The sequence below is a fragment of the Flavobacterium nackdongense genome, assembly GCF_004355225.1.
Classification (GTDB): domain Bacteria; phylum Bacteroidota; class Bacteroidia; order Flavobacteriales; family Flavobacteriaceae; genus Flavobacterium; species Flavobacterium nackdongense.
Map to the genome: position 1 here is coordinate 2,883,168 of NZ_CP037933.1, position 20,810 is coordinate 2,903,977.

The window sequence follows — 20,810 nt, forward strand, 5'->3', positions numbered from 1 at the left end:
TTAAATCTTTTTTCTCATTCGCGCCACAGGAATATCGAGCTGTTCACGATACTTTGCAATGGTTCTTCTCGCAATCGGATAGCCTTTTTCTTTTAAAATTTCGGCCAATTGATCGTCGGGTAGCGGTTTGTGTTTGTCTTCTTCTTCGATGGTGTTTTGTAGAATTTTCTTGATTTCGAGGGTCGAGACATCTTCGCCTTGATCGTTTTTCATCGCTTCGGAGAAAAATTCTTTGATCAACTTGGTTCCATAAGGCGTTTCCACATATTTGCTGTTGGCCACACGCGAAATGGTCGAAATATCCAAACCAACCTTATCGGCAATATCTTTCAAGATCATCGGTTTCAGTTTGGTTTCATCGCCTTCCAAAAAGTATTCATTTTGGTAATGCATGATGGCATTCATCGTTACGTAAAGTGTTTCCTGACGCTGTTTGATAGCATCGATAAACCATTTGGCCGAATCCAATTTTTGTTTGATGAACTGCACGGCATCTTTCTGCGCATTCGATTTATCGCGAGAACTTTTGTAGGTCTGCATCATTTCCTGATAGTCTTTGGAAACGTGTAGGGAAGGCGCATTTCGCCCATTTAAAGTCAAAACCAATTCATCATCTACAATTCTAATGGCAAAATCGGGCACTACGTGTTCCGTAATTTTGTTGCTGCCGGTAAAAGAACCACCCGGTTTTGGATTTAGTTTTTCTATTTCGTGAATGGCAGTTTTGAGTTGTTCATTCGAAACCGCATATTTTTGTAGGAGTTTCTCATAATGTTTTTTGGTAAAGGCCTCAAACTGATTTTCGATAATATCGCTAGCCAAAGCTATGTATTCCGTGGGTGTTTTGTGTTTTAATTGCAATAACAAACATTCTTGCAAATCGCGAGCCCCAACCCCCGAAGGTTCGAGTTCGTGAATGATGTGCAACATTCTCTCCACCGTTTTTTCATCGGTATAAAGACCTTGCGTAAACGCCATATCGTCAACCAAATCGGGAATGCTTCTTCGGATATAACCCATATCATCGATGCTTCCGACCAAGAATTCGGCTATTTCTCGCTCGTCATCATTCAATATAAAAGTATTCAACTGATTGATCAAGTCCTGGTGAAAGCTAATCGGAGCGACCAGTGGCGATTCGCGTTCTTCGTCGTCCTCACTGTAATTGTTGGCTTGGGTTTTATAATCGGGTGTTTCGTCGCTGCTTAAATACTCGTCAATGTTGATGTCGCTCGTATCTTCGCTGTCGTGATCATCATAATCGTCAAATTCGTCATTGGTGTCATCATTGTCGAATTCGTCTTTTTGGTAAATTTCTTCTTCTTCAGTACCTGTTTCCAATGCCGGATTTTCATTCATTTCCTCCAACAATCGTTGTTCGAAAGCTTGCGTAGGCAATTGAATTAACTTCATCAACTGGATTTGTTGTGGAGATAATTTTTGAGAAAGTTTAAGATTTAGAAATTGCTTTAACATAATAAGACACTAATTTTATTGCCGCTGTAATTTGCCACAAAGACGCTAAGGCGCAAATGTTTATATTTTTTTATTTTCGATGCTTTTTTGCCACAATGACACTAAGGAATAATTTTTTTGTTTTTAATATTGAGGTTTAAATTTTCAATAATTAATCTTTGTGTCTTTGTCGCAACTTCATCTAGTGTTTATGAATCTTTTTATTCCGTTTTTTATTAATGGAACATTAAAATTAATTAAAAATCCCAATTGGTTATCTGTTAGTTTTAAATGACTTATGATTTGTGCTTGCCAAACTGGATTTACGGTTTCGACTGCTTTTACCTCCACAATCACAGTGTTTTCAACTATTATATCGAGTCTTAATTTTTCTTTAAGAGTTACTCCATCATAAATAATTGGCACATCAATTTGACGTTGAACATTTAATCCTGCTTTTTCTATTTCATAAGCCAAACAAACTTCATAAACTCTTTCCAGTAAACCTGGTCCGAGATTTTTATGAACTTTAAAAGCTGAATTTACAATTATCTTGGCAATTTCTTCTGTTCTTTCGTTTATCATTTTTTTTCTTGCCGCAAAGGCACTAAGTCACAAAGGTTAATTAATTTTTATTACCAAGATACATAGACACTAAAATCCAATTATTTATTATTGTCTTATTTTACAATGAAAGATTAAAATATAAATCATTTATTTAATGAAAAATGCTGTATTCTTAAACACAAAAAACTTTGTGCCTTAGCGTCTTTGTGGCAAATCCCTAGTGTCTTAGAAATCCGCATTTTGCGGTGTTCTCGGAAAAGCAATTACGTCGCGAATATTGGTCATTCCCGTTACGAAAAGTACCAATCTTTCGAATCCAAGCCCGAAACCGGAGTGAACTGCACTTCCGAATTTACGTGTGTCTAAATACCACCATAGTTCTTCTTCGTCAATTCCTAGGGCTTTCATTTTTTCGACCAAAACATCAAAACGTTCTTCTCTTTGTGAACCTCCTACGATTTCTCCAATGCCTGGGAAAAGGATGTCCATCGCACGAACGGTTTTTCCGTCTTCGTTCAAACGCATATAAAATGCCTTGATATTGGCTGGATAATCAAATAAAATTACGGGAGATTTAAAATGTTTTTCGACCAAATAACGCTCGTGCTCCGATTGTAAATCAGCACCCCATTCGTTGATGAGGTATTGGAATTTTTTCTTTTTATTTGGGGTGCAATCTCGTAAAATGTCAATCGCTTCGGTGTATGAAACGCGTTTGAAATTATTTTCTAACACAAAGTTTAATTTTTCCAATAAAGCCATTTCGCTTCTCTCGGCTTGTGGTTTGGATTTTTCTTCTTCTAATAATCGACCTTCTAGGAATTTCAAATCATCAGCACAGTGATCCATCGCATATTTTATCACGTATTGGATAAAATCTTCGGCCAAATCCATATTGTCATCCAAGTTGTTGAAAGCTACTTCGGGTTCAATCATCCAAAATTCGGCTAAGTGACGCGATGTGTTTGAATTTTCGGCTCTAAATGTTGGTCCAAAAGTATAAATCTGACCCAAAGCCATAGCGAATGTTTCGCCTTCTAATTGCCCAGAAACGGTTAAGTTGGTATGTTGTCCGAAGAAATCTTTTTTGTAATCGATATTGCCTTCTTCATTTTTAGGTAAATTGTCTAATGGCAACGCGGTTACCTGAAACATTTCGCCAGCACCTTCGGCATCAGCACCTGTGATGATCGGCGTGTTGACATATACAAAACCTTTTTGTTGGAAGTAGTGGTGAACGGCAAAAGCCAAAACCGAACGCACGCGCATAATCGCGCCAAAAGCATTGGTACGAACTCGCAAATGCGCATTTTCACGCAAGAATTCTAAGGAATGTTTTTTTGGTTGCATCGGGAATTTCTCCGCATCAGAGTCGCCAAGAATTTCCAACTTTCGAACCTGAATTTCATATTTCTGTCCAGCACCTTTGCTTTCGACCAAATCTCCGGTGACTGAAACGGCAGCTCCCGTGGTAATTCTTTTTAAAGTTTCTTCGGGAGTGTTCTCAAAATCGACCACACATTGTATGTTATGAATGGTCGAACCGTCATTCAGGGCAATAAATTGATTGTTTCTAAAAGTTCTAACCCAGCCTTTTGCGTTTACTTCGTGAAGCGTATTGGTGCTGTTTAGCAGGTCTTTAACTCTGGTATGTCTTCTCATAAGTATTGATATTAAATTGTAGGTTTCTGATTTTTCAATCAGAGTACAAATATAATTGATTTCTGCGGAAAAGTGGAAGTTAGTAATGGTCTAATTGGGGCTATTTCTCAGATTTTGTTCCAATGGTTCTATTGCATTATTAGAAATCCTTCGATTCAAAAAACGAGCTTACCGCATACAAAGGATAAATAGCAATATCGTCTATACTTGAAAAATTCTCCAATGAAAACCGAACTCCTTTTTGACTATTTTTTTCCCTCAAGAATACCCGTAAACTTTGCATCGCTCCGCTGGTTGAAGATTTAATTTCTACTGGAAGTATTGTGCTGTTTTTTTGAACAATATAATCCACTTCGGCATTTCCGGTTTTGTTTTCGCGATGCCAATAATACAATTGATTTTGCGAAAAAGGACTGCTGTATTTTAACCATTCCAGTCCAAAAAATAATTCGGCTATGGCACCCTTGTTGATCATTTCAAAATTATTTTCCGTTACGATATTCGATACATCCAAACCTAAAATACGTTGAAACAAACCGGTGTCTAGTAATAACATTTTGCGTTTTTTCATATCGATTTCAGCGCCCAGCGGAATTCCATTTGCTGCTGTGTGGGTTACCGGAATTACCAATCCCGAAAGGATTAACAAATGCAAAGCTTCTTTGATCTGAATATTGGAAAGGTGGTTGCCGATTTTTGTGTATATAAATTTTGCTCCCATTTGTTTGGAAACGGATTCAAATACTTCATTGATTCTGTTAGATGGAACCCGCTTTTTGTATTTTACAAAATCACTTTTTAATGAAATAAGCAAATCGTCTAAAACTTGTTGTGCTTCTAGGAAATTTTTATGAATGGCAAATCGCGCGATAACTTCGGGCATTCCGCCGATAATGAGAAATTGTTTGAAATACTCGATTAGTTTTTGATGAAAAATAAGATCTAAAGGATGCTCAGTTGTCGCTTTCTTTTTCATTTCTAATAAGCGTTCTTCCTGCATTGCTATAAGAAATTCGTCAAACGAAAAGGGATAAATAAACAAGGTTCTAATGCGTCCAACTCCGAAAGAAGGCAAAGTTTCTAATGCAAATTCTAATAAAGAACCTGCCGCTATCACGTGTAAATTGGGTTTTTGCTCATAAAAATAACGCAATACCATAATAGCACTTGGACACGATTGAATTTCATCCAGAAACAACAAGGTTTTCCCTTCTATAATCGGAATATTGAAAGCAATTTCGAGTTTAGCGCAAATGCTTTCTATAGCATTGGTTTCGGTGAATAAAGTGTGAAGCCCATTATTTTCTTCGAGGTTTATTTCGATGAAATAGGAGAATGATTTCCCTAAATTCCGAACCGATGAAGACTTTCCAACTTGTCGTGCGCCGCGCAACACTAGTGGTTTTTTGAAATCATCATTCTTCCAATTTAATAAATGACTGTCAATTAGTCTATTGAAGTATTTTTTAGTATTTTTCATAGGCAAAAAAACTAGTTAAATGCTATTTTTCATAGGCAAATATAATCATAAAATGATAAAAAAAGCACCCAAAAACCACTAATTTGGATTTTGGGTGCTTTTTCAAGAAACTATTTTGCGTTGGTTTTAAGATTTGACAACTTTCAAAAAGTTGGCAAATCTAACCGATTCTCGAAGAAATTATACAACAACTTATCCTTTTTTCAAAGCATCTATTTCCTCATCGCTGTGTTCGATGATGTCAATTTTAGGTTCGATGAATTCTTGCTCGTTGGCCAAAGTTTTGTTTAGGGTCAAAACCAAAGCGGGTAGTAGCATCAAATTGGATAACATTCCAAATAATAAGGTCAATGAAATCAATCCTCCAAGAGCTATGGTTCCTCCAAAACTAGACAACATAAAGACCGAAAAACCGAAGAACAAAACGATCGAAGTATAAAACATACTCAATCCGGCATCATCGAAAGTCGCATAAACCGATTTGCGTATTCTCCAGTTGTTTTTCTTTAATTCCTGTCGGTATTGTGCTAGGAATCGAACGGTATCATCGACCGAAAGTCCAAAAGCAATTCCGAAAACCAATATCGTTGATGGCTTTAATGGGATGTTAAAGAAGCCCATAATTCCCGCCGTGAGCAACAAGGGCAGTAGGTTTGGGATGATGGAAACCAAAATCATTTTGAACGAACGAAACATAAATCCGATTAATAGCGCGGTTAGGAAAAAGGCAAAAATCAAAGACGAAAGTAAATTGTCTAGCAAATAACTCGTTCCTTTCTGGAAAACTAAAGCTTTGCCGGTAATTGAAACCTTGTATTGATTTTTTGGAAAAATTTTATCGGCTTCTTTGCGAATTTCAGCTTCAATCCTTGGAATGGCATCGCCGTTTTCGTCACGCATAAATGTGGTAATTCGGGCAAATTGTCCTGTCGAATCCACATAGCTTTTCATCAGATTTGCTTTTGAATTTTTGGTTGCATTTTTGGCATACGACAAAATAAAAGATTGCTCTTGTGAAGTGGGTAAGGCGTAATAATCGGGATTTCCGTTATAATAGGCTTGCTTGGAATATTTGACCAAATTGACCACCGAAATAGGTTTTGACAATTCTGGAATTTCATCGATGGCGGATTCTAGTTCCTCCATTCGCTTGAGTGTTGACATTTTCATCACGCCTTTTTTGCGCTTGGTGTCAATCATAATTTCGAGTGGCATAACACCATCAAATTCTTTTTCGAAGAAAATAATGTCTTGAAAAAAAGCTTCTTTTTTGGGCATATCTTCAATGATACTGCCTGAAATTCGCATTTTGTAAATTCCAATAATACTGATAACAAGAAGCGAAATGGCCACTACGTAAATCGAAAAACGATTGTATTTCACATTGCGTAAAATCCAATCCATAAACGATTTTACATAGCCACGGTCTAAATGCTCGATGTGGCGATCTTTAGGCGCTGGAATGTAGGAGTGAAAAATAGGAATGACGATGATGCACAAAAAGAAAAGCGCCAATATATTGATGGATGTCACATTGCCAAACTCAATTAGTAACTTGTTGTTGGAGGAAATAAAGGTAAAAAAACCGATGGCAGTGGTTACGTTGGTGAGCAAAGTCGCCATACCTACTTTGGTTGTTACTCTTTGCAAGGCTTTGACTTTGTTCCGGTGGACTTTATATTCCTGATGGTATTTGTTGGTGAGGAAAATACAATTCGGAATTCCAATTACGATGATTAAGGAAGGAACCAAGGCGGTTAAAACCGTGATTTCATAATTCAATAATCCTAGGAAGCCAAATGACCACATTACTCCAATGATCACAATGATGATCGAAATCAAGGTAGCTCTAAAACTTCGAAAAAAGAAAAAGAAAAGTAGCGAAGTTACCAATAGGGAGGCACCGATGAAAATACCGATTTCTCCAATAATAGTTTGGGCATTGAGTGTTCGAATGTAGGGCATTCCCGAAACGCGAAGATCAATTTTGGTTTCCTCTTCGAATGCTTGTACAGCTGGAACTAATTTTTTTAATATGAAATCTTTTCGGGCTGGAGTGTTTACAATTTTCTTATCTAAATAAATAGCAGAACGTATGGTGCCTGATTTTTTGTTAAAAAGTAAACCTTCATAAAAAGGCAAATCGTTGAAAAGTTCTTTTTTTATTTTTTCTAAATAAACCTTGTCAGTAGTTTTATTTTGATCGACAAAGGGAACGAGTTCAAATTTTTCGAGAGCTTCGTTTTTTTGTAGTTTTTTTAAATCATTGATCGAGAGCACTAAATCGACCGCTTCGTCTTCTTTGAGACTGTTCATCAATTTTCCCCAAGCAGCATAAGCTTTTGGAGTAAAAAAAGTTTGGTCTTTGACGCCAATTACCACTAAATTTCCTTCTTCGCCAAATTGGTGCAAAAAGGCATTGTATTCGATATTGACGATATTGTCGTCGGGCAACATATTGGCTTCGGTTTGGGTGAAATGAATGTTTTTCCATTGCATTGCCAATAAAACGGTTATCGCTATGACTATCGACAACATTAAAATTCTATTTCTAAGGACGATTCGGGCTATTAATTCCCAAAAACCTAAACTAAACCACTTGATCATTATCAATTTTTAAATGTGACAAAGGTAATTAAATCAGGCCTAAGTCATTTATTTTGATACAATCTTTTTGTTTTTAAGCTGATATTTGTTGAAATTTTTATTTTACAATAAAATAATTTAATGAGATGTTATTTATATATTTGGAATTCTCATCTTTGTAAGGAAATTATCGAGGCTTTAAATATGAAAAACAATAGAAATACTATATTTTATTTTGTTATTACTGGCGGTTTTACAGCTTTGATTTATTGGATATTGCAAAAAGGAAAAAGTTTAGAAATTGGCAAAAATTATATCCGACCCGTAATAGAAAAAGGGCATTGGAATGATTTTGTCGAATCCTTATCCCTGAATTTGCATCATCCCTTGGCCATTCTTTTAGCTCAGATTATTACCATAATTGTGGTGGCACGTTTTTGTGGCTGGGTTTTTAGGAAAATTGGGCAGCCTTCGGTCATCGGCGAAATTATTGCTGGAATTGTTTTGGGACCTTCCTTGCTGGGGTATTATTTTCCGGAGTATTCCCTTGTTTTGTTTCCTGCTGAATCACTAGGCAATCTACAGTTCTTAAGCCAAATAGGGCTGATTCTTTTTATGTTTGTGATTGGAATGGAACTCGATTTGAAAGTCCTGAAAAACCGTGCCAAAGAAGCTGTTGTCATAAGTCACGCTAGTATTGTTTTTCCCTTTGCACTGGGAATTGGTCTAGCTTATTTTGTTTATTTCCGATTTGCTCCCGTCGATGTTGCCTTTCTGCCATTTGCACTTTTTATGGGGATTTCAATGAGTATTACAGCCTTCCCGGTTTTGGCTAGAATTGTACAAGAACGCGGAATTCACAAAACGAAATTAGGAGCAATTGTCATCACTTGTGCGGCAGCCGATGATATCACAGCCTGGTGCATTTTGGCAGCGGTAATTGCTATTGTAAAAGCGGGTACAGTAGTGAGTTCGCTTTATGTTATTGCCTTGGCAATCCTTTATGTTCTTACGATGATTTTTGTGGTAAAGCCCTTTTTGAAAAAAATCGGTGAATTATACGGTACAAAAGATGCTTTGAATAAACCGATTGTGGCAATTTTCTTTTTGACCTTAATCATTTCTTCTTATACCACCGAAATTATTGGTATTCACGCTCTTTTTGGTGCTTTTATGACAGGAGTTATCATGCCAGATATCACCAAATTTAGAAATTTATTTATCGAAAAAGTGGAAGATGTATCGGTGATTTTGTTACTTCCCTTGTTTTTTGTTTACACTGGTTTGCGAACCGAAATCGGATTGATAAATGATCCCTTTTTATGGAGAGTCACAGGATGGATTATTCTCGTAGCGGTCATAGGTAAATTTTTAGGAAGCGCATTGGCGGCAAAGTTTGTGGGACAAAATTGGAGAGATAGCCTGACGATAGGGGCCTTGATGAATACTCGAGGATTGATGGAATTGGTAGTTTTGAATATAGGTTTGGATTTGAAAGTGCTTTCGCCCGAAGTTTTTACGATGATGGTAATTATGGCATTGGTGACCACTTCGATGACGGGTCCGGCCTTAAACTTCATCAATTTTATTTTCAAAACTAAAGATGTTAGTCCAGTTGAGGAAGTGGCTACCGATCGAAAATATAGAATCTTACTATCATTTGGTAACAATGAAAAAGGGAAATCCCTGCTGAGATTGGCCAATAGTTTAGTAAAAAAACAAAAAGATAAAACATCGGTTACTGCAATGCACCTCACCCTGAGTGACGAGATGCACGCTTATAATTTGGAACAGTACGAAAAAGATAAATTTCTACCTATTTTGGCAGAATCCAAAAGTCTGAAACAGGAAATAACAACTTTGTTTCAAGCTACTGTCGACATTGAATCTAACATTGCCGAAGTGGCTAATAACGGCGAATACGATCTGCTTTTGGTTGGTTTAGGGAAATCTATTTTTGAAGGTTCTTTACTCGGAAAGGTATTGGGTTTTACAACCCGAATTATGAATCCGGACCGTTTGATTGATAAATTTACCGGTAAAGAAGGACTTTTTGAAAATTCCCCGTTTGATGAAAGAACCAGACAGATTATTGCCAAAACTAAAAAGCCATTAGGCATTTTGATTGATAAAGACTTACGTAAAGTGGAACAAGTTATTATTCCGATTTTTAGAGCTGAAGACACCTTCTTATTGGATTATGCTCAAAAAATGATTTACAATAACGGTTCTCAAATCATGATTTTGGATGTAAATGAAAATTTGAATAACAATTTTGTGCTCAAAAGTGCCTTGAATTCTTTAGAGCAAAAATATCCTCAAAACGTTACCTTAATCAATAACAGAATTATTAGAAAGGATTTTTTAGCCAAGTTAGATTTGATGATTATCAGTGTCGACAGTTGGAAAATCCTTTTGGATAAATACAGCATTTGGCTGAGGCGAGTGCCTTCGGTTTTGATATTCAAGCATTAAAAAATCCGCAAACGCGGATTTTTTAATCTTTTATTACCATTAGACTTTCATTATTTCGGCTTCTTTCAGCGCTAGATGCTCGTCTATTTTTTTGATATAATTATTGGTCAACGTTTGAACTTCTTCTTCTGCGTTTTTACAAATATCTTCCGAAGTACCGTCTTTTTCTAGTTTTTTAATTTCGGTATTAGCCTCTTTACGAGCGTTTCGAATTCCAATTTTGGCATCTTCAGCTTCAGATTTGGCTTGTTTTGCCAATTCACGTCGGCGATCTTCCGTCAATGGCGGAACACTGATGATAATTACATCTCCATTATTCATTGGATTAAAACCAAGGTTGGCCACCATAATCGCTTTTTCTATAGGGTGCAACATGTTTTTTTCAAAAGGTTGAAGCGTAATAGTTCTGGCATCAGGCACGCTAATTTTGGATACTTGTGAAAGCGGTGAAGCAGAACCATAATAATCAACAAAAACGCTTCCTAACATTGCGGGCGAAGCTTTTCCGGCACGAATATTTAAGAATGTTTTTTCTAAATGCGCAATCGAACCCTCCATAGATTCTTGGGTGCTGTCTAAAATAAATTCAATTTCTTCAGTCATAATTTTGTTGTTTATGGTTTGTTGTTTATAGTTTGTTGTTAACTGTAAACAACAAACATTAAACAGTAAACTTTAAATATTAACCTCTGTTCCTACGTTTTGTCCTTCGCAAATTTTCAATAAATTACCTTCCTTGTTCATATCAAAAATAACGATGGGCAATTTGTTTTCTTGACTCAAAGTGAAAGCGGTAGTATCCATAACATTCAATCCTTTTTTCAAAACATCTTCAAATGAAATATAATTGAATTTTGTTGCAGAAGGATCTTTTTCAGGGTCGGCAGTGTACACGCCATCAACACGAGTCCCTTTTAGAATCACATCGGCATTGATTTCTACTCCACGCAAAACTGCGGCAGTATCTGTTGTGAAATAAGGGTTTCCTGTGCCTGCTCCAAAAATTACGATTCTACCTTTTTCAAGATGACGATCGGCTCTTCTTTTGATGTAGGGCTCAGCAATAGATTCCATTTTTAAAGCTGTTTGCAAACGGGTTTTCATTCCTTTGTCTTCTAATGCTCCTTGCAAAGCCATTCCGTTTATGACCGTGGCTAGCATTCCCATGTAATCACCCTGTACGCGATCCATTCCGTTACTGGCTCCGGCAACTCCTCTGAAAATATTTCCACCACCAATGACGATGGCAATTTCAACTCCTCTTTCCTGAACTTTTTTTATCTCATCTGCATATTCTGCCAATCTAGTTGGGTCAATTCCGTATTGTCTTTCGCCCATTAAAGCTTCGCCACTTAATTTCAAAAGAATTCTTTTATATTTCATTCTGTTAGTTTGTTTAAAATTTCAAGTATAGTTGTTGGAAATTGTACCATACTTTTTGTTGTGTTTTTGCTATGCAAATATAGGCATATTCTGTTTTTTTTAAATAACGTTTTTAAAAAAATAACTTCTGAATTAATTTCAATGTTATTTATAAGTCAAAAGTTTTTTAATTTAAAAATAAATTGTAATTTAGCAACGCCAACCTTATCTACTGTTTTCAATTTACTTTTTATTGGTGCTAACTGATTGTATCACAATTAAAAAACAGCCAAATGAAAACTATTTTTGAAAAATTTTATAATTATGTTTCCACTGTTTTGTTCGGAGGAAAGCGCACAAGTCATTATTAATCAACGACTTTGATAGTTATAAAAAAGCAATTAGTATGGTATAAAATTACCTTGATTTCGTAAAACGCATTTGAACCTCAACTGTGTATCGTTGTTTGTTTTGCTATTTACATAGACAAACTTTGTTCGAATAAAGTGATGTCAATTGCATTATCAACATTAAATTCTCCGATTTTTGTTCGCCGCAACGCCGTGAGGTGTGAGCCGGAGTTCATTTTTTTGCCAAAATCATAAGCTAAAGAACGAATGTAGGTGCCTTTGCTGCACACTACTCTAAAATCGATTTCAGGAAGTGCAATGCGAGTGATTTCGAATTCGTGAATGCTGGTTTTTCGGCTGGCTATTTCCACACTATCTCCAGCACGAGCGTGTTCATAAAGACGGATTCCGTCTTTTTTTATGGCCGAAAAAATAGGTGGTTTTTGGTCGATTTCCCCCAAAAAGTGTTTCACTGTATTTTGAATCAAGGCTTCATCGATATGTGAAGTATCGAAAGTTTCATTGATTTCGGTTTCTAAATCATAAGACGGAGTTGTCGCACCAATGTAGAAAGTGCCAGTATATTCTTTGGCTTGACCCTGAAGTTCTGAAATTCTTTTGGTGAACTTGCCTGTGCAAACTAGTAAAAGACCACTTGCTAATGGATCTAAAGTTCCTGCATGACCAATTTTGAATTTTTTCGGAAGCCCTTTTTTGTTAATTAAAGCATATTTCATTTTATTGACCGCTTGAAACGAAGTCCAATGCAAGGGCTTGTCAATAAGGATGATTTGTCCATTTAAGTACTCTTCGGTAGACATTAAATTACGGTCAAAGGGTGAATGAAAAAGTGAATTGCTAGTAAAACAATTCCCGCAATAATTCTATAGTAGCCAAATACTTTGAAACCGTGTTTGGTCAAAAATCCGATAAAAGATTTAATAGCGATAAGGGCAACAATAAAAGCAACAATATTTCCGATGATCAATATATTGATTTGGTCGTCAGTTAGTACTAAACCCTCTTTGTAATAATCATAACATTTTTTAGCGGTCGCACCGAGCATCGTAGGAACTGCTAAAAAAAATGAAAACTCTGCCGCTGTGGTGCGAGATAATTTTTGAGACATTCCTCCAACTATTGAGGCACCACTTCTGGAAACTCCCGGAACCATAGCCAAACATTGAAATAAACCGATTTTAAAAGCTTGAAGATAACTGATTTCATTAGAGGATTGTACTTCTTCAGAATTTGCAAACCAATCGTCAACTTTCAATAAAATTAGGCCGCCTATTAAAAGAGAAACAGCTACTGTTAAAGGGCTTTCTAATAAAGCATCGATTTTTTTGCTGAAAAGCAATCCAAAAACCACCGCAGGAATAAAGGCTACTAATAATTTAAAATAGAAATCGAAAGATTGAAAAAAGCGTTTGAAATATAAAACCACCACCGAAAGTATGGCGCCCAATTGGATAACAATGGTGAAGAGTTTTGTAAAATCATCGTGCTCTATGCCAAAATAGGAAGAAGCGAGAATCATATGTCCAGTAGAAGAAACGGGCAAAAATTCTGTTATGCCTTCAATTATGGCAATAATTATAGCTTGAATTGTGTTCATTTAGGGGAAAGTTTTCGGTTTTCAGTTTTCAGTGTGTTTCTATCCGAACACTAATTCCGATAGCTATCGGAACTGAATACTGTTTACTTTTTTTTAGGATTTTTAAGAATAGCATAAATGGTGATTCCAAAACCGATTAAAACGGTGGTTGGTGCCAATCGGATTCTTCTGAAATTGAAAATTTCTTCATTGAAGACATTAGGATTATCACTAGCGCCACCAGACATCAATAGGAACCCTAGGGCGATTACAGCAATGCCAATGAGTAGAATTTTGTAGTTTACTTTTTCAAAAAGAAATTCGTGTTTTTGTTCTTCGTTTTTCATTTAAATCTGGTTTTTTACGGAACACTAATATAAATCGTCGGTTCGTAAATTTAAAAATCGTTGCGTAGCAAAATAGGTGCTTAGCCAAGTAATTAATATTCCAAGCCCAAAAACTAACAATAAAACTATGCTAACTAATAATGGGTCATCGAATATGCCTAAACTAGGAAAGTTAGTTTCGAGATAAATTAAAACTCCAATTAACGCAAGAATAGCTAATCCAGCCCCCATCATACCTAATTTTACACTTCGCATCACAAAAGGTTTTCTGATAAAGGCTTTTGTTGCACCAACCATCTGCATCGTTTTGATAATAAAACGATGAGAATATATAGATAGTCGCAAGGAGCTATTGATCAATAAAACCGCTACTACGGTCAAAAACCCGCTGATAATCAAAATCCAAAGGCTCACTTTTTTGATGTTGTCATTTACCAAATTCACCAATTGTTTGTCATAAACAATGTCGGCAACCATCGGATTTTTGTGCAATTGACCTTCAATTTTTGCAATACTATCTTTTTCTACATAATCGGCTTTTAGGTGAATGTCATAGGAATTTTGCAGAGGATTTGTACCCAAAAATGTCATAAAATCTTCCCCAATTATATCAGTATGTTGTTTTGCAGCTGCTTCTTTAGAAACATAAACAAACGATTTGGTAAAAGGAGCAACTTTCAATTCTTTTGCAAAAGCTTTTAGGATCGTGTCATTGGCATCGTTCTTAAAAAAAACGGTCATTGCAATTTCTTCTCTAAAATTGTCAGCCAATTTTCGAGAATTAATAATAAAAAAACCTAGTATCCCTAAAAGAAACAAAACCAAGAATACACTTAGTACAACTGAGAAATAAGAGGAAATTAACCTGCGTTTTTGAAATTTATCAAATGAAGAAGCCATAGTTTATTGGAATTATGGGGTAAAAATAGCAAAGAATTTCTTTATATAAAGTTAATAACGCTCAAACTTTTAACTTTCGTACAATAAATGTAAATTTGCGCAAAAAATTAGTTAAAAGATAGCCTTTTTTTTGCTGGTGGTTGTTTCAACTTAACATCAAAAACTTCTAACTTCTAACTTCTAACTTCTAACATTGAAATGAAATACAATCCGAACGAAATCGAAGCCAAATGGCAAAAACATTGGGCAGAAAATCAAACTTTTGCAGCTGAAAACAACTCCGAAAAGCCAAAATATTATGTTTTGGATATGTTTCCGTATCCATCTGGAGCGGGATTGCACGTGGGGCATCCGCTGGGTTACATCGCTTCGGATGTGTATTCGAGATACAAAAGACATCGTGGTTTCAATGTTTTGCACCCAATGGGCTATGACAGTTTTGGATTGCCAGCCGAACAATATGCAATTCAAACGGGTCAACGCCCAGAAGACACCACTTCAGTAAATATTGATGGTGGCGTGGACAAAGAAGGAAACAAAATTGCCGGTTACCGCAAACAATTGGATAAAATTGGATTTTCGTTTGATTGGAGCCGTGAAGTGCGTACTTCAAATCCTGATTATTACAAACACACGCAGTGGATTTTCATCCAATTATTCAACTCTTGGTACAATAAAAACACCGACAAAGCTGAGGATATTTCGACTTTGATTTCCATTTTTGAAACAGAAGGAAATAGTCCCGAAACTTCGGGATTAAATGCAGTTTGCGACGACAATATTTCTGTTTTTTCGTCAAGCGAATGGAATGCATTTTCTCCTGAAGACCAACAAAAAATACTATTACAATATAGATTAACCTATTTGGCCGAAACCGAAGTGAATTGGTGTCCCGGACTAGGAACGGTTTTAGCGAATGACGAAATTGTAAACGGCGTTTCAGAACGTGGTGGATTTCCGGTTATTCGCAAGAAAATGACCCAATGGAGTATGCGAATTTCCGCTTATGCAGAACGTTTGTTACAAGGTTTAGATACAATAGATTGGAGCGAAAGCATCAAGGAAAGCCAGAGAAACTGGATTGGAAAAAGTGTGGGAGCGATGGTCGATTTCAGATTGCAGAATTCAGAAAGCAGTATTTCAGTTTTTACTACAAGACCCGACACGATTTTTGGAGTTACGTTTATGACTCTAGCACCGGAACACGAATTGGTAGCTCAAATCACCACGCCTGAACAAAAAGCGGAAGTGGAAGCCTATGTCGAAAAAACCGCAAAACGTTCTGAAAGAGAGCGTATGGCGGATGTAAAAACCATTTCGGGTGTTTTCACGGGAGCCTATGCCGAGCATCCGTTTACCAAAGAACCGATTCCGGTTTGGATTGGTGATTACGTTCTCGCAGGTTACGGAACGGGCGCTGTGATGGCGGTTCCTTGCGGCGACGAAAGAGATTATGCTTTTGCCAATTTCTTCAAAGGCAATCCCGAGGCTTCGGGAGGAATGCAACCCATTAAAAACATTTTTGATAAAGACATTTCAGAAGCAGCTTTTGGAGCCAAAGAAGGTTTTCAATTGATAGATTCTGATTTTTTAAATGGATTAGGATACAAAGAAGGAACTAAGAAAATAATCGAAGAATTAGAAAAAATAGGTCAAGGAAAAGGAAAAATAAATTACCGTTTGCGTGATGCCGTTTTCTCTCGCCAAAGATATTGGGGAGAGCCGTTTCCGGTATATTATGTGAATGGTTTGCCACAAATGATTGAGGCGAAACATTTGCCAATCGTTTTGCCGGAAGTTGAGAAATATTTGCCAACCGAAGACGGATTGCCTCCTTTAGGGAACGCTGCTGTTTGGGCTTGGGATAGTGTTCAGTGTTCAGTGGTCAGTACGCAGTTGATTGACAATAAAACAATATTTCCTTTAGAATTGAACACAATGCCAGGTTGGGCAGGAAGTTCTTGGTATTGGATGCGTTATATGGATGCGCACAACGACGGAGAATTTGCCGGTCAAGATGCCTTGAAATATTGGGAAAGCGTGGATTTATACATTGGCGGAAGCGAACACGCCACCGGTCACTTATTGTATTCCCGTTTTTGGAACAAATTCCTAAAAGACAAAGGTTTTGCACCAACCGAAGAACCATTCAAAAAACTGATTAATCAGGGAATGATTTTGGGAACTAGTGCTTTTGTTTATAGGCTTTCATATGGAATAGCAGATGGTCATTCAAACAACTCAGAATTTAATAATTTAAAAGGAATTTATTTTTCACATTCTTCTATAAAAGAATTAAATAAGTTTTTTGATAGTGTTGATTATGGAAATGAAGTATTTATAGATTTTAAGCCTGATGGAGCTTATTATAACCCATATAAGATTAATAATGAAGTTCTTAACAATTTAAGTAAAGAGTTTTTTAAAATAACAAACTCAAGTTTAGATTCAATAAGAATTTATGAAAATTCTTTTGATAAATTACATACTGATGTTTCATTTGTAAATTCTTCAGATGAACTAGATGTTGAGGCTTTTAAAAATTGGCGAGAAGAATATAAAGATGCAAAATTCATTTGTGAAGAAAACGGCAAATATATTGTAGGTCGCGAAATCGAAAAAATGTCGAAATCCAAATACAATGTGGTAACTCCTGATGATATTTGTAACGAGTACGGAGCCGATACCTTGCGTTTGTACGAAATGTTTTTAGGGCCATTGGAACAAGCGAAACCTTGGAATACAGCAGGAATTTCAGGAGTTTTTGGTTTTCTTAAAAAATTATGGCGTTTGTATTTTGACGATAATGGTTTAATTGTAACCAACGACACGCCAACAAAAGACAACTTAAAATCATTGCACAAAACCATCAAAAAAGTGGCAGAAGATATCGAAGGGTTCTCTTTCAACACTTCGGTTTCACAGTTTATGATTTGTGTGAATGAATTGTCAACTCAAAATTGTCATTCTCGTGCCATTTTAGAACCCTTAGCGATTTTGATTTCGCCTTATGCGCCACACATCGCCGAGGAATTATGGGCTCAATTAGGGAATACAGGTTCGATTTCAACGGTGGCATTCCCTGTTTTTGAAGAAAAGCATTTGGTAGAATCAGAGAAGGAATATCCAGTTTCATTCAACGGAAAAATGCGGTTTACAATGACTTTGCCTTTGGATTTAACCAAGGAACAAATCGAGGAAATCGTAATGAAAGACGAAAGAACTTTGAAACAATTGGACGGAAAAACACCAAACAAAGTAATAATCGTTCCCGGGAAAATCATCAATTTGGTGGGATAAAAAGTGAAATTCCAAATTTTAAAAAATCCAAATTCCAATTCGTATTGGAGTTTGGATTTTTTTTGTTCAGTAGTTTGCCATTCCGTAGGAATCTGTTTTTCGTAATTGGATATTGAAATTTTCAAAATTTGGAATTTTTTTAACAGATGTCAATTTGGCATTTTATAAATTTGGTTTAAAATTTGTTGGATTAGATTTAAACATTAAAAAAATAAATTATGGGAATGGGATATATGATTTTGGCGGGTATGATAATGCTCGCCAGTTGGTTAGTAAGCTCAAGATTAAAAAGCAAATTCGAGGAATATTCGAAACTGCATTTGCAAAACGGAATGAGTGGTGCCGAAATTGCCGAGAAAATGCTTGCCGATAATGGGATTCGAGACGTAAGAGTAATTTCTACTCCGGGGCAATTGACCGACCATTACAATCCAGTGGATAAAACGGTGAATTTAAGCGAGGCAGTGTACAATCAAAGAAATGCTGCGGCCGCCGCTGTTGCTGCTCACGAATGTGGACATGCGGTGCAGCACGCTGTGGGTTATCAATGGCTAACGATGCGTTCGCAATTGGTGCCCATTGTGAATGTGGCTTCCTCTTATATGCAATGGATTTTACTAGCAGGAATCTTGATGATTAAAACATTTCCTTCGCTTTTGTTGATAGGAATCGTGATTTTTGCTGCCACGACTTTGTTTTCCATCGTGACTTTGCCGGTAGAATATGATGCAAGTAATCGTGCGTTGGCTTGGTTGGAAAACAAAAGAATGTTGACGCAACAAGAACAGGCTGGGGCAAAAGATGCTTTGAAATGGGCTGCTAGAACCTATGTCGTGGCTGCTTTGGGCTCGATTGCAACCTTGTTGTATTACATTTCTATTTATATGGGAGGCAGAAGAGAATAGAAAAATTCCAAATTTCAACTCAAAAGAAAATGCTAATATTTTAAATTCCAAATTCCAAAAACTTTGCGGTTCATTGGAGTTTGGATTTTTTTATGCCTTTAATTTTGGAGTTACCATCTCTTTTGCGGAGTTAAAACAAAAATTCCAAATTCCAAGCTTATCAGTTGGAATTTGGAATTTTTTAGTATTGGAAATTCTAGAATATTTATTTCCCTTTATTAGCTTCTGAAATGTATTTTTCTAACGCCATCGTCATCGAAGGAGTGTCGGGAGTTGGAGCGAGAATGTCAATTCGTAGACCTTTCTCTAAAGCTGCTTTCTGAGTTGTACTTCCAAAAACGGCTATTCGGGTATTGTTTTGTTCGAAATCAGGAAAATTAGTAAACAATGATTTAATTCCGGTTGGACTAAAAAAGGCTAATACATCGTAATAAACATCGGCCAAGTCTGACAAATCACTAATAACTGTTTTGTAAAAAGTTGCTTGAGTCCAATCTACTTTAAGGTTGTTTAATGTTATTGGCGCATCAGGGTTGAGTTGATCTGAAGCGGGCAATAAAAATTTTTCGTCTTTATATTTTTTAATCAGCGGCGATAAATCGGCAAAATCTTTAGGACCTACGTAAATTTTTCGCTTGCGATACACTACATATTTTTGCAAGTAAAATGCGATAGCTTCCGATTGACAAAAATATTTCAGACCTTCAGGCACTTTGTAACGCATTTCGTCAGCCACTCTAAAAAAGTGATCAACAGAGTTTTTGCTTGTTAGGATGATCGCAGTAAAATTATTAAGATCAATTTTTTGAAGTCTAATTTCTTTGGCACTGACCCCTTCAACGTGGATAAAAGGTCTGAAGTCAACTTTAACTTTATGCTTATTTTGGAGTTCAAAGTAAGGGGAATTTTCTACTTTGGGCTCAGGCTGTGACACCAAAATTGTTTTTACTTTCATATTTGACATTTTCTAAGCAATACCTTTTGTAAACCAATAATACATGAAATAATACGGTGCTATTTCGAGAGCGCAAAGATATAAAATAAAATAAAACAACTTACTAAATATTATATTTTGATAATTTTTTATTGATACCAAATAGGTTAAAACACTTGAAATCAGGAGTATAGATATTAATACTAGCATAAATTCTCTTGAAACCGCATCGTAATAAAACAGAATAATGTTAATTGGCAATAAGAATATCCCTATGTATGTTCTGAAAGTTACTTTCTGAAGGTTGAATTGTTCTATAATTTCTTCAATGCTGAAGGCGGTTGCGATGATTTTTTCGATTAAAAATTTTGAGAAAACAAAATAGATGAGGAACGTAATTATTTGAATAAATAAAATCCAATCTGTTTTAGAGCCGTAACCAAAGTTGGCCAAAGAAATTTGAATAAAAAAGGAAAAAGAAATGAGTTGGACAAAAAATAAGGCGATGGTAAATCCACTATTAAGATGGCTTCCGTCTTTGTACACATTGGTGTATTTGTCAGAATAAATCAATTTGGCAAATTCAGCAAATCGATTTTCAAACGCTGATTTAGTCAATGCAATGGTGGCAAATGCAATGACAAACAAGATGGTTGCCCAATCTTTGTTTTCAACAACCCTAAAATGAAGTACAGTATCAATCATAGCATTGCAAAATTACTAATTTTTTATTTCATTTTTTTATTAAATAATTATTCTGAATTCGAAAGGAAACAAAAACAGATTGCGATCCAACAATAGTGCACAGCCGCAGCGAAAAATTAGAAATATTACCCGCACATAGGAGTCAAATGGTATAAAAAGTTTACTTTTGCGGTGAAATTTCTCGA

At 36.1% G+C, this 20,810-nt stretch carries 16 protein-coding genes; 3 read left to right on the forward strand and 13 right to left on the reverse strand.

Going from position 1 to position 20,810, the window contains the following annotated elements:
- The 5 genes from rpoN to E1750_RS12325 all read right to left on the reverse strand — a co-directional run bounded on the left by rpoN (position 1) and on the right by E1750_RS12325 (position 7,771).
- Entirely contained in the window at positions 1-1,476 is a 1,476-nt protein-coding gene (gene rpoN, locus E1750_RS12305; RefSeq protein ID WP_133277063.1) for an RNA polymerase factor sigma-54, read from the reverse strand.
- Positions 1,477-1,653: 177 nt separating this feature from the next.
- On the reverse strand, positions 1,654-2,040 hold the full coding sequence (locus E1750_RS12310; protein ID WP_133277064.1) for a GxxExxY protein: 387 nt from the start codon (positions 2,038-2,040) through the stop codon (positions 1,654-1,656).
- Between the two features lie 207 nt (positions 2,041-2,247).
- Complete coding sequence (gene asnS, locus E1750_RS12315; protein WP_133277065.1) at positions 2,248-3,684, reverse strand: asparagine--tRNA ligase; 1,437 nt, start codon at positions 3,682-3,684, stop codon at positions 2,248-2,250.
- Positions 3,685-3,823: 139 nt separating this feature from the next.
- The gene (locus E1750_RS12320) at positions 3,824-5,164 is read right to left on the reverse strand and encodes an ATP-binding protein (RefSeq protein WP_133277066.1); all 1,341 of its coding nucleotides are present in this window, start codon (positions 5,162-5,164) and stop codon (positions 3,824-3,826) included.
- 192 nt (positions 5,165-5,356) lie between these two features.
- Complete coding sequence (locus tag E1750_RS12325; protein WP_133277067.1) at positions 5,357-7,771, reverse strand: efflux RND transporter permease subunit; 2,415 nt, start codon at positions 7,769-7,771, stop codon at positions 5,357-5,359.
- A 183-nt stretch (positions 7,772-7,954) separates the two neighbouring features.
- On the opposite strand from E1750_RS12325, the gene E1750_RS12330 reads away from it, so the two are divergent.
- The gene (locus E1750_RS12330) at positions 7,955-10,225 is read left to right on the forward strand and encodes a cation:proton antiporter (RefSeq protein WP_133277068.1); all 2,271 of its coding nucleotides are present in this window, start codon (positions 7,955-7,957) and stop codon (positions 10,223-10,225) included.
- A 39-nt stretch (positions 10,226-10,264) separates the two neighbouring features.
- Here E1750_RS12330 and frr read toward each other — a convergent pair whose 3' ends face one another.
- The 6 genes from frr to E1750_RS12360 all read right to left on the reverse strand — a co-directional run bounded on the left by frr (position 10,265) and on the right by E1750_RS12360 (position 14,781).
- Complete coding sequence (frr, locus tag E1750_RS12335) at positions 10,265-10,828, reverse strand: ribosome recycling factor (protein WP_133277069.1); 564 nt, start codon at positions 10,826-10,828, stop codon at positions 10,265-10,267.
- A 72-nt stretch (positions 10,829-10,900) separates the two neighbouring features.
- A complete protein-coding gene (gene pyrH, locus E1750_RS12340) occupies positions 10,901-11,608 on the reverse strand; it encodes a UMP kinase (protein ID WP_133277070.1) in 708 nt (235 codons plus the stop codon).
- 457 nt (positions 11,609-12,065) lie between these two features.
- Complete coding sequence (gene truB, locus E1750_RS12345) at positions 12,066-12,758, reverse strand: tRNA pseudouridine(55) synthase TruB (RefSeq protein ID WP_133277071.1); 693 nt, start codon at positions 12,756-12,758, stop codon at positions 12,066-12,068.
- Complete coding sequence (locus E1750_RS12350; RefSeq protein ID WP_133277072.1) at positions 12,758-13,555, reverse strand: undecaprenyl-diphosphate phosphatase; 798 nt, start codon at positions 13,553-13,555, stop codon at positions 12,758-12,760. Before E1750_RS12350 ends, truB begins: the two co-directional genes overlap by 1 nt.
- Positions 13,556-13,638: 83 nt before the next feature.
- On the reverse strand, positions 13,639-13,881 hold the full coding sequence (locus tag E1750_RS12355) for a DUF3098 domain-containing protein (RefSeq protein ID WP_133277073.1): 243 nt from the start codon (positions 13,879-13,881) through the stop codon (positions 13,639-13,641).
- Positions 13,882-13,905: 24 nt separating this feature from the next.
- Positions 13,906-14,781, reverse strand: coding sequence for a cell division protein FtsX (locus E1750_RS12360; RefSeq protein WP_133277074.1), 876 nt, complete (start codon positions 14,779-14,781; stop codon positions 13,906-13,908).
- 198 nt (positions 14,782-14,979) lie between these two features.
- Here E1750_RS12360 and E1750_RS12365 point away from each other — a divergent pair, with 198 nt between their 5' ends.
- A complete protein-coding gene (locus tag E1750_RS12365; RefSeq protein WP_133277075.1) occupies positions 14,980-18,081 on the forward strand; it encodes a leucine--tRNA ligase in 3,102 nt (1,033 codons plus the stop codon).
- A 218-nt stretch (positions 18,082-18,299) separates the two neighbouring features.
- Positions 18,300-18,986: a zinc metallopeptidase gene (locus E1750_RS12370; protein WP_133277076.1), complete on the forward strand. Its 687-nt coding sequence runs from the start codon at positions 18,300-18,302 to the stop codon at positions 18,984-18,986.
- A 205-nt stretch (positions 18,987-19,191) separates the two neighbouring features.
- Here the strand turns inward: E1750_RS12370 and E1750_RS12375 are convergent, their stop codons facing one another.
- A complete protein-coding gene (locus E1750_RS12375; RefSeq protein WP_133277077.1) occupies positions 19,192-19,941 on the reverse strand; it encodes a uroporphyrinogen-III synthase in 750 nt (249 codons plus the stop codon).
- Between the two features lie 12 nt (positions 19,942-19,953).
- Positions 19,954-20,625: a DUF4271 domain-containing protein gene (locus E1750_RS12380; RefSeq protein WP_133277078.1), complete on the reverse strand. Its 672-nt coding sequence runs from the start codon at positions 20,623-20,625 to the stop codon at positions 19,954-19,956.
- Between the last annotated feature and the right edge of the window lie 185 nt (positions 20,626-20,810).

Coding starts and splice junctions, on each gene's coding strand:
- rpoN (WP_133277063.1), bottom strand. CDS start 1,476: ATGTTAAAGCAATTTCTAAATCTTAAACTTTCTCAAAAATTATCTCCA.
- E1750_RS12310 (WP_133277064.1), bottom strand. CDS start 2,040: ATGATAAACGAAAGAACAGAAGAAATTGCCAAGATAATTGTAAATTCA.
- asnS (WP_133277065.1), bottom strand. CDS start 3,684: ATGAGAAGACATACCAGAGTTAAAGACCTGCTAAACAGCACCAATACG.
- E1750_RS12320 (WP_133277066.1), bottom strand. CDS start 5,164: ATGAAAAATACTAAAAAATACTTCAATAGACTAATTGACAGTCATTTA.
- E1750_RS12325 (WP_133277067.1), bottom strand. CDS start 7,771: ATGATCAAGTGGTTTAGTTTAGGTTTTTGGGAATTAATAGCCCGAATC.
- E1750_RS12330 (WP_133277068.1), top strand. CDS start 7,955: ATGAAAAACAATAGAAATACTATATTTTATTTTGTTATTACTGGCGGT.
- frr (WP_133277069.1), bottom strand. CDS start 10,828: ATGACTGAAGAAATTGAATTTATTTTAGACAGCACCCAAGAATCTATG.
- pyrH (WP_133277070.1), bottom strand. CDS start 11,608: ATGAAATATAAAAGAATTCTTTTGAAATTAAGTGGCGAAGCTTTAATG.
- truB (WP_133277071.1), bottom strand. CDS start 12,758: ATGTCTACCGAAGAGTACTTAAATGGACAAATCATCCTTATTGACAAG.
- E1750_RS12350 (WP_133277072.1), bottom strand. CDS start 13,555: ATGAACACAATTCAAGCTATAATTATTGCCATAATTGAAGGCATAACA.
- E1750_RS12355 (WP_133277073.1), bottom strand. CDS start 13,881: ATGAAAAACGAAGAACAAAAACACGAATTTCTTTTTGAAAAAGTAAAC.
- E1750_RS12360 (WP_133277074.1), bottom strand. CDS start 14,781: ATGGCTTCTTCATTTGATAAATTTCAAAAACGCAGGTTAATTTCCTCT.
- E1750_RS12365 (WP_133277075.1), top strand. CDS start 14,980: ATGAAATACAATCCGAACGAAATCGAAGCCAAATGGCAAAAACATTGG.
- E1750_RS12370 (WP_133277076.1), top strand. CDS start 18,300: ATGGGAATGGGATATATGATTTTGGCGGGTATGATAATGCTCGCCAGT.
- E1750_RS12375 (WP_133277077.1), bottom strand. CDS start 19,941: ATGAAAGTAAAAACAATTTTGGTGTCACAGCCTGAGCCCAAAGTAGAA.
- E1750_RS12380 (WP_133277078.1), bottom strand. CDS start 20,625: ATGATTGATACTGTACTTCATTTTAGGGTTGTTGAAAACAAAGATTGG.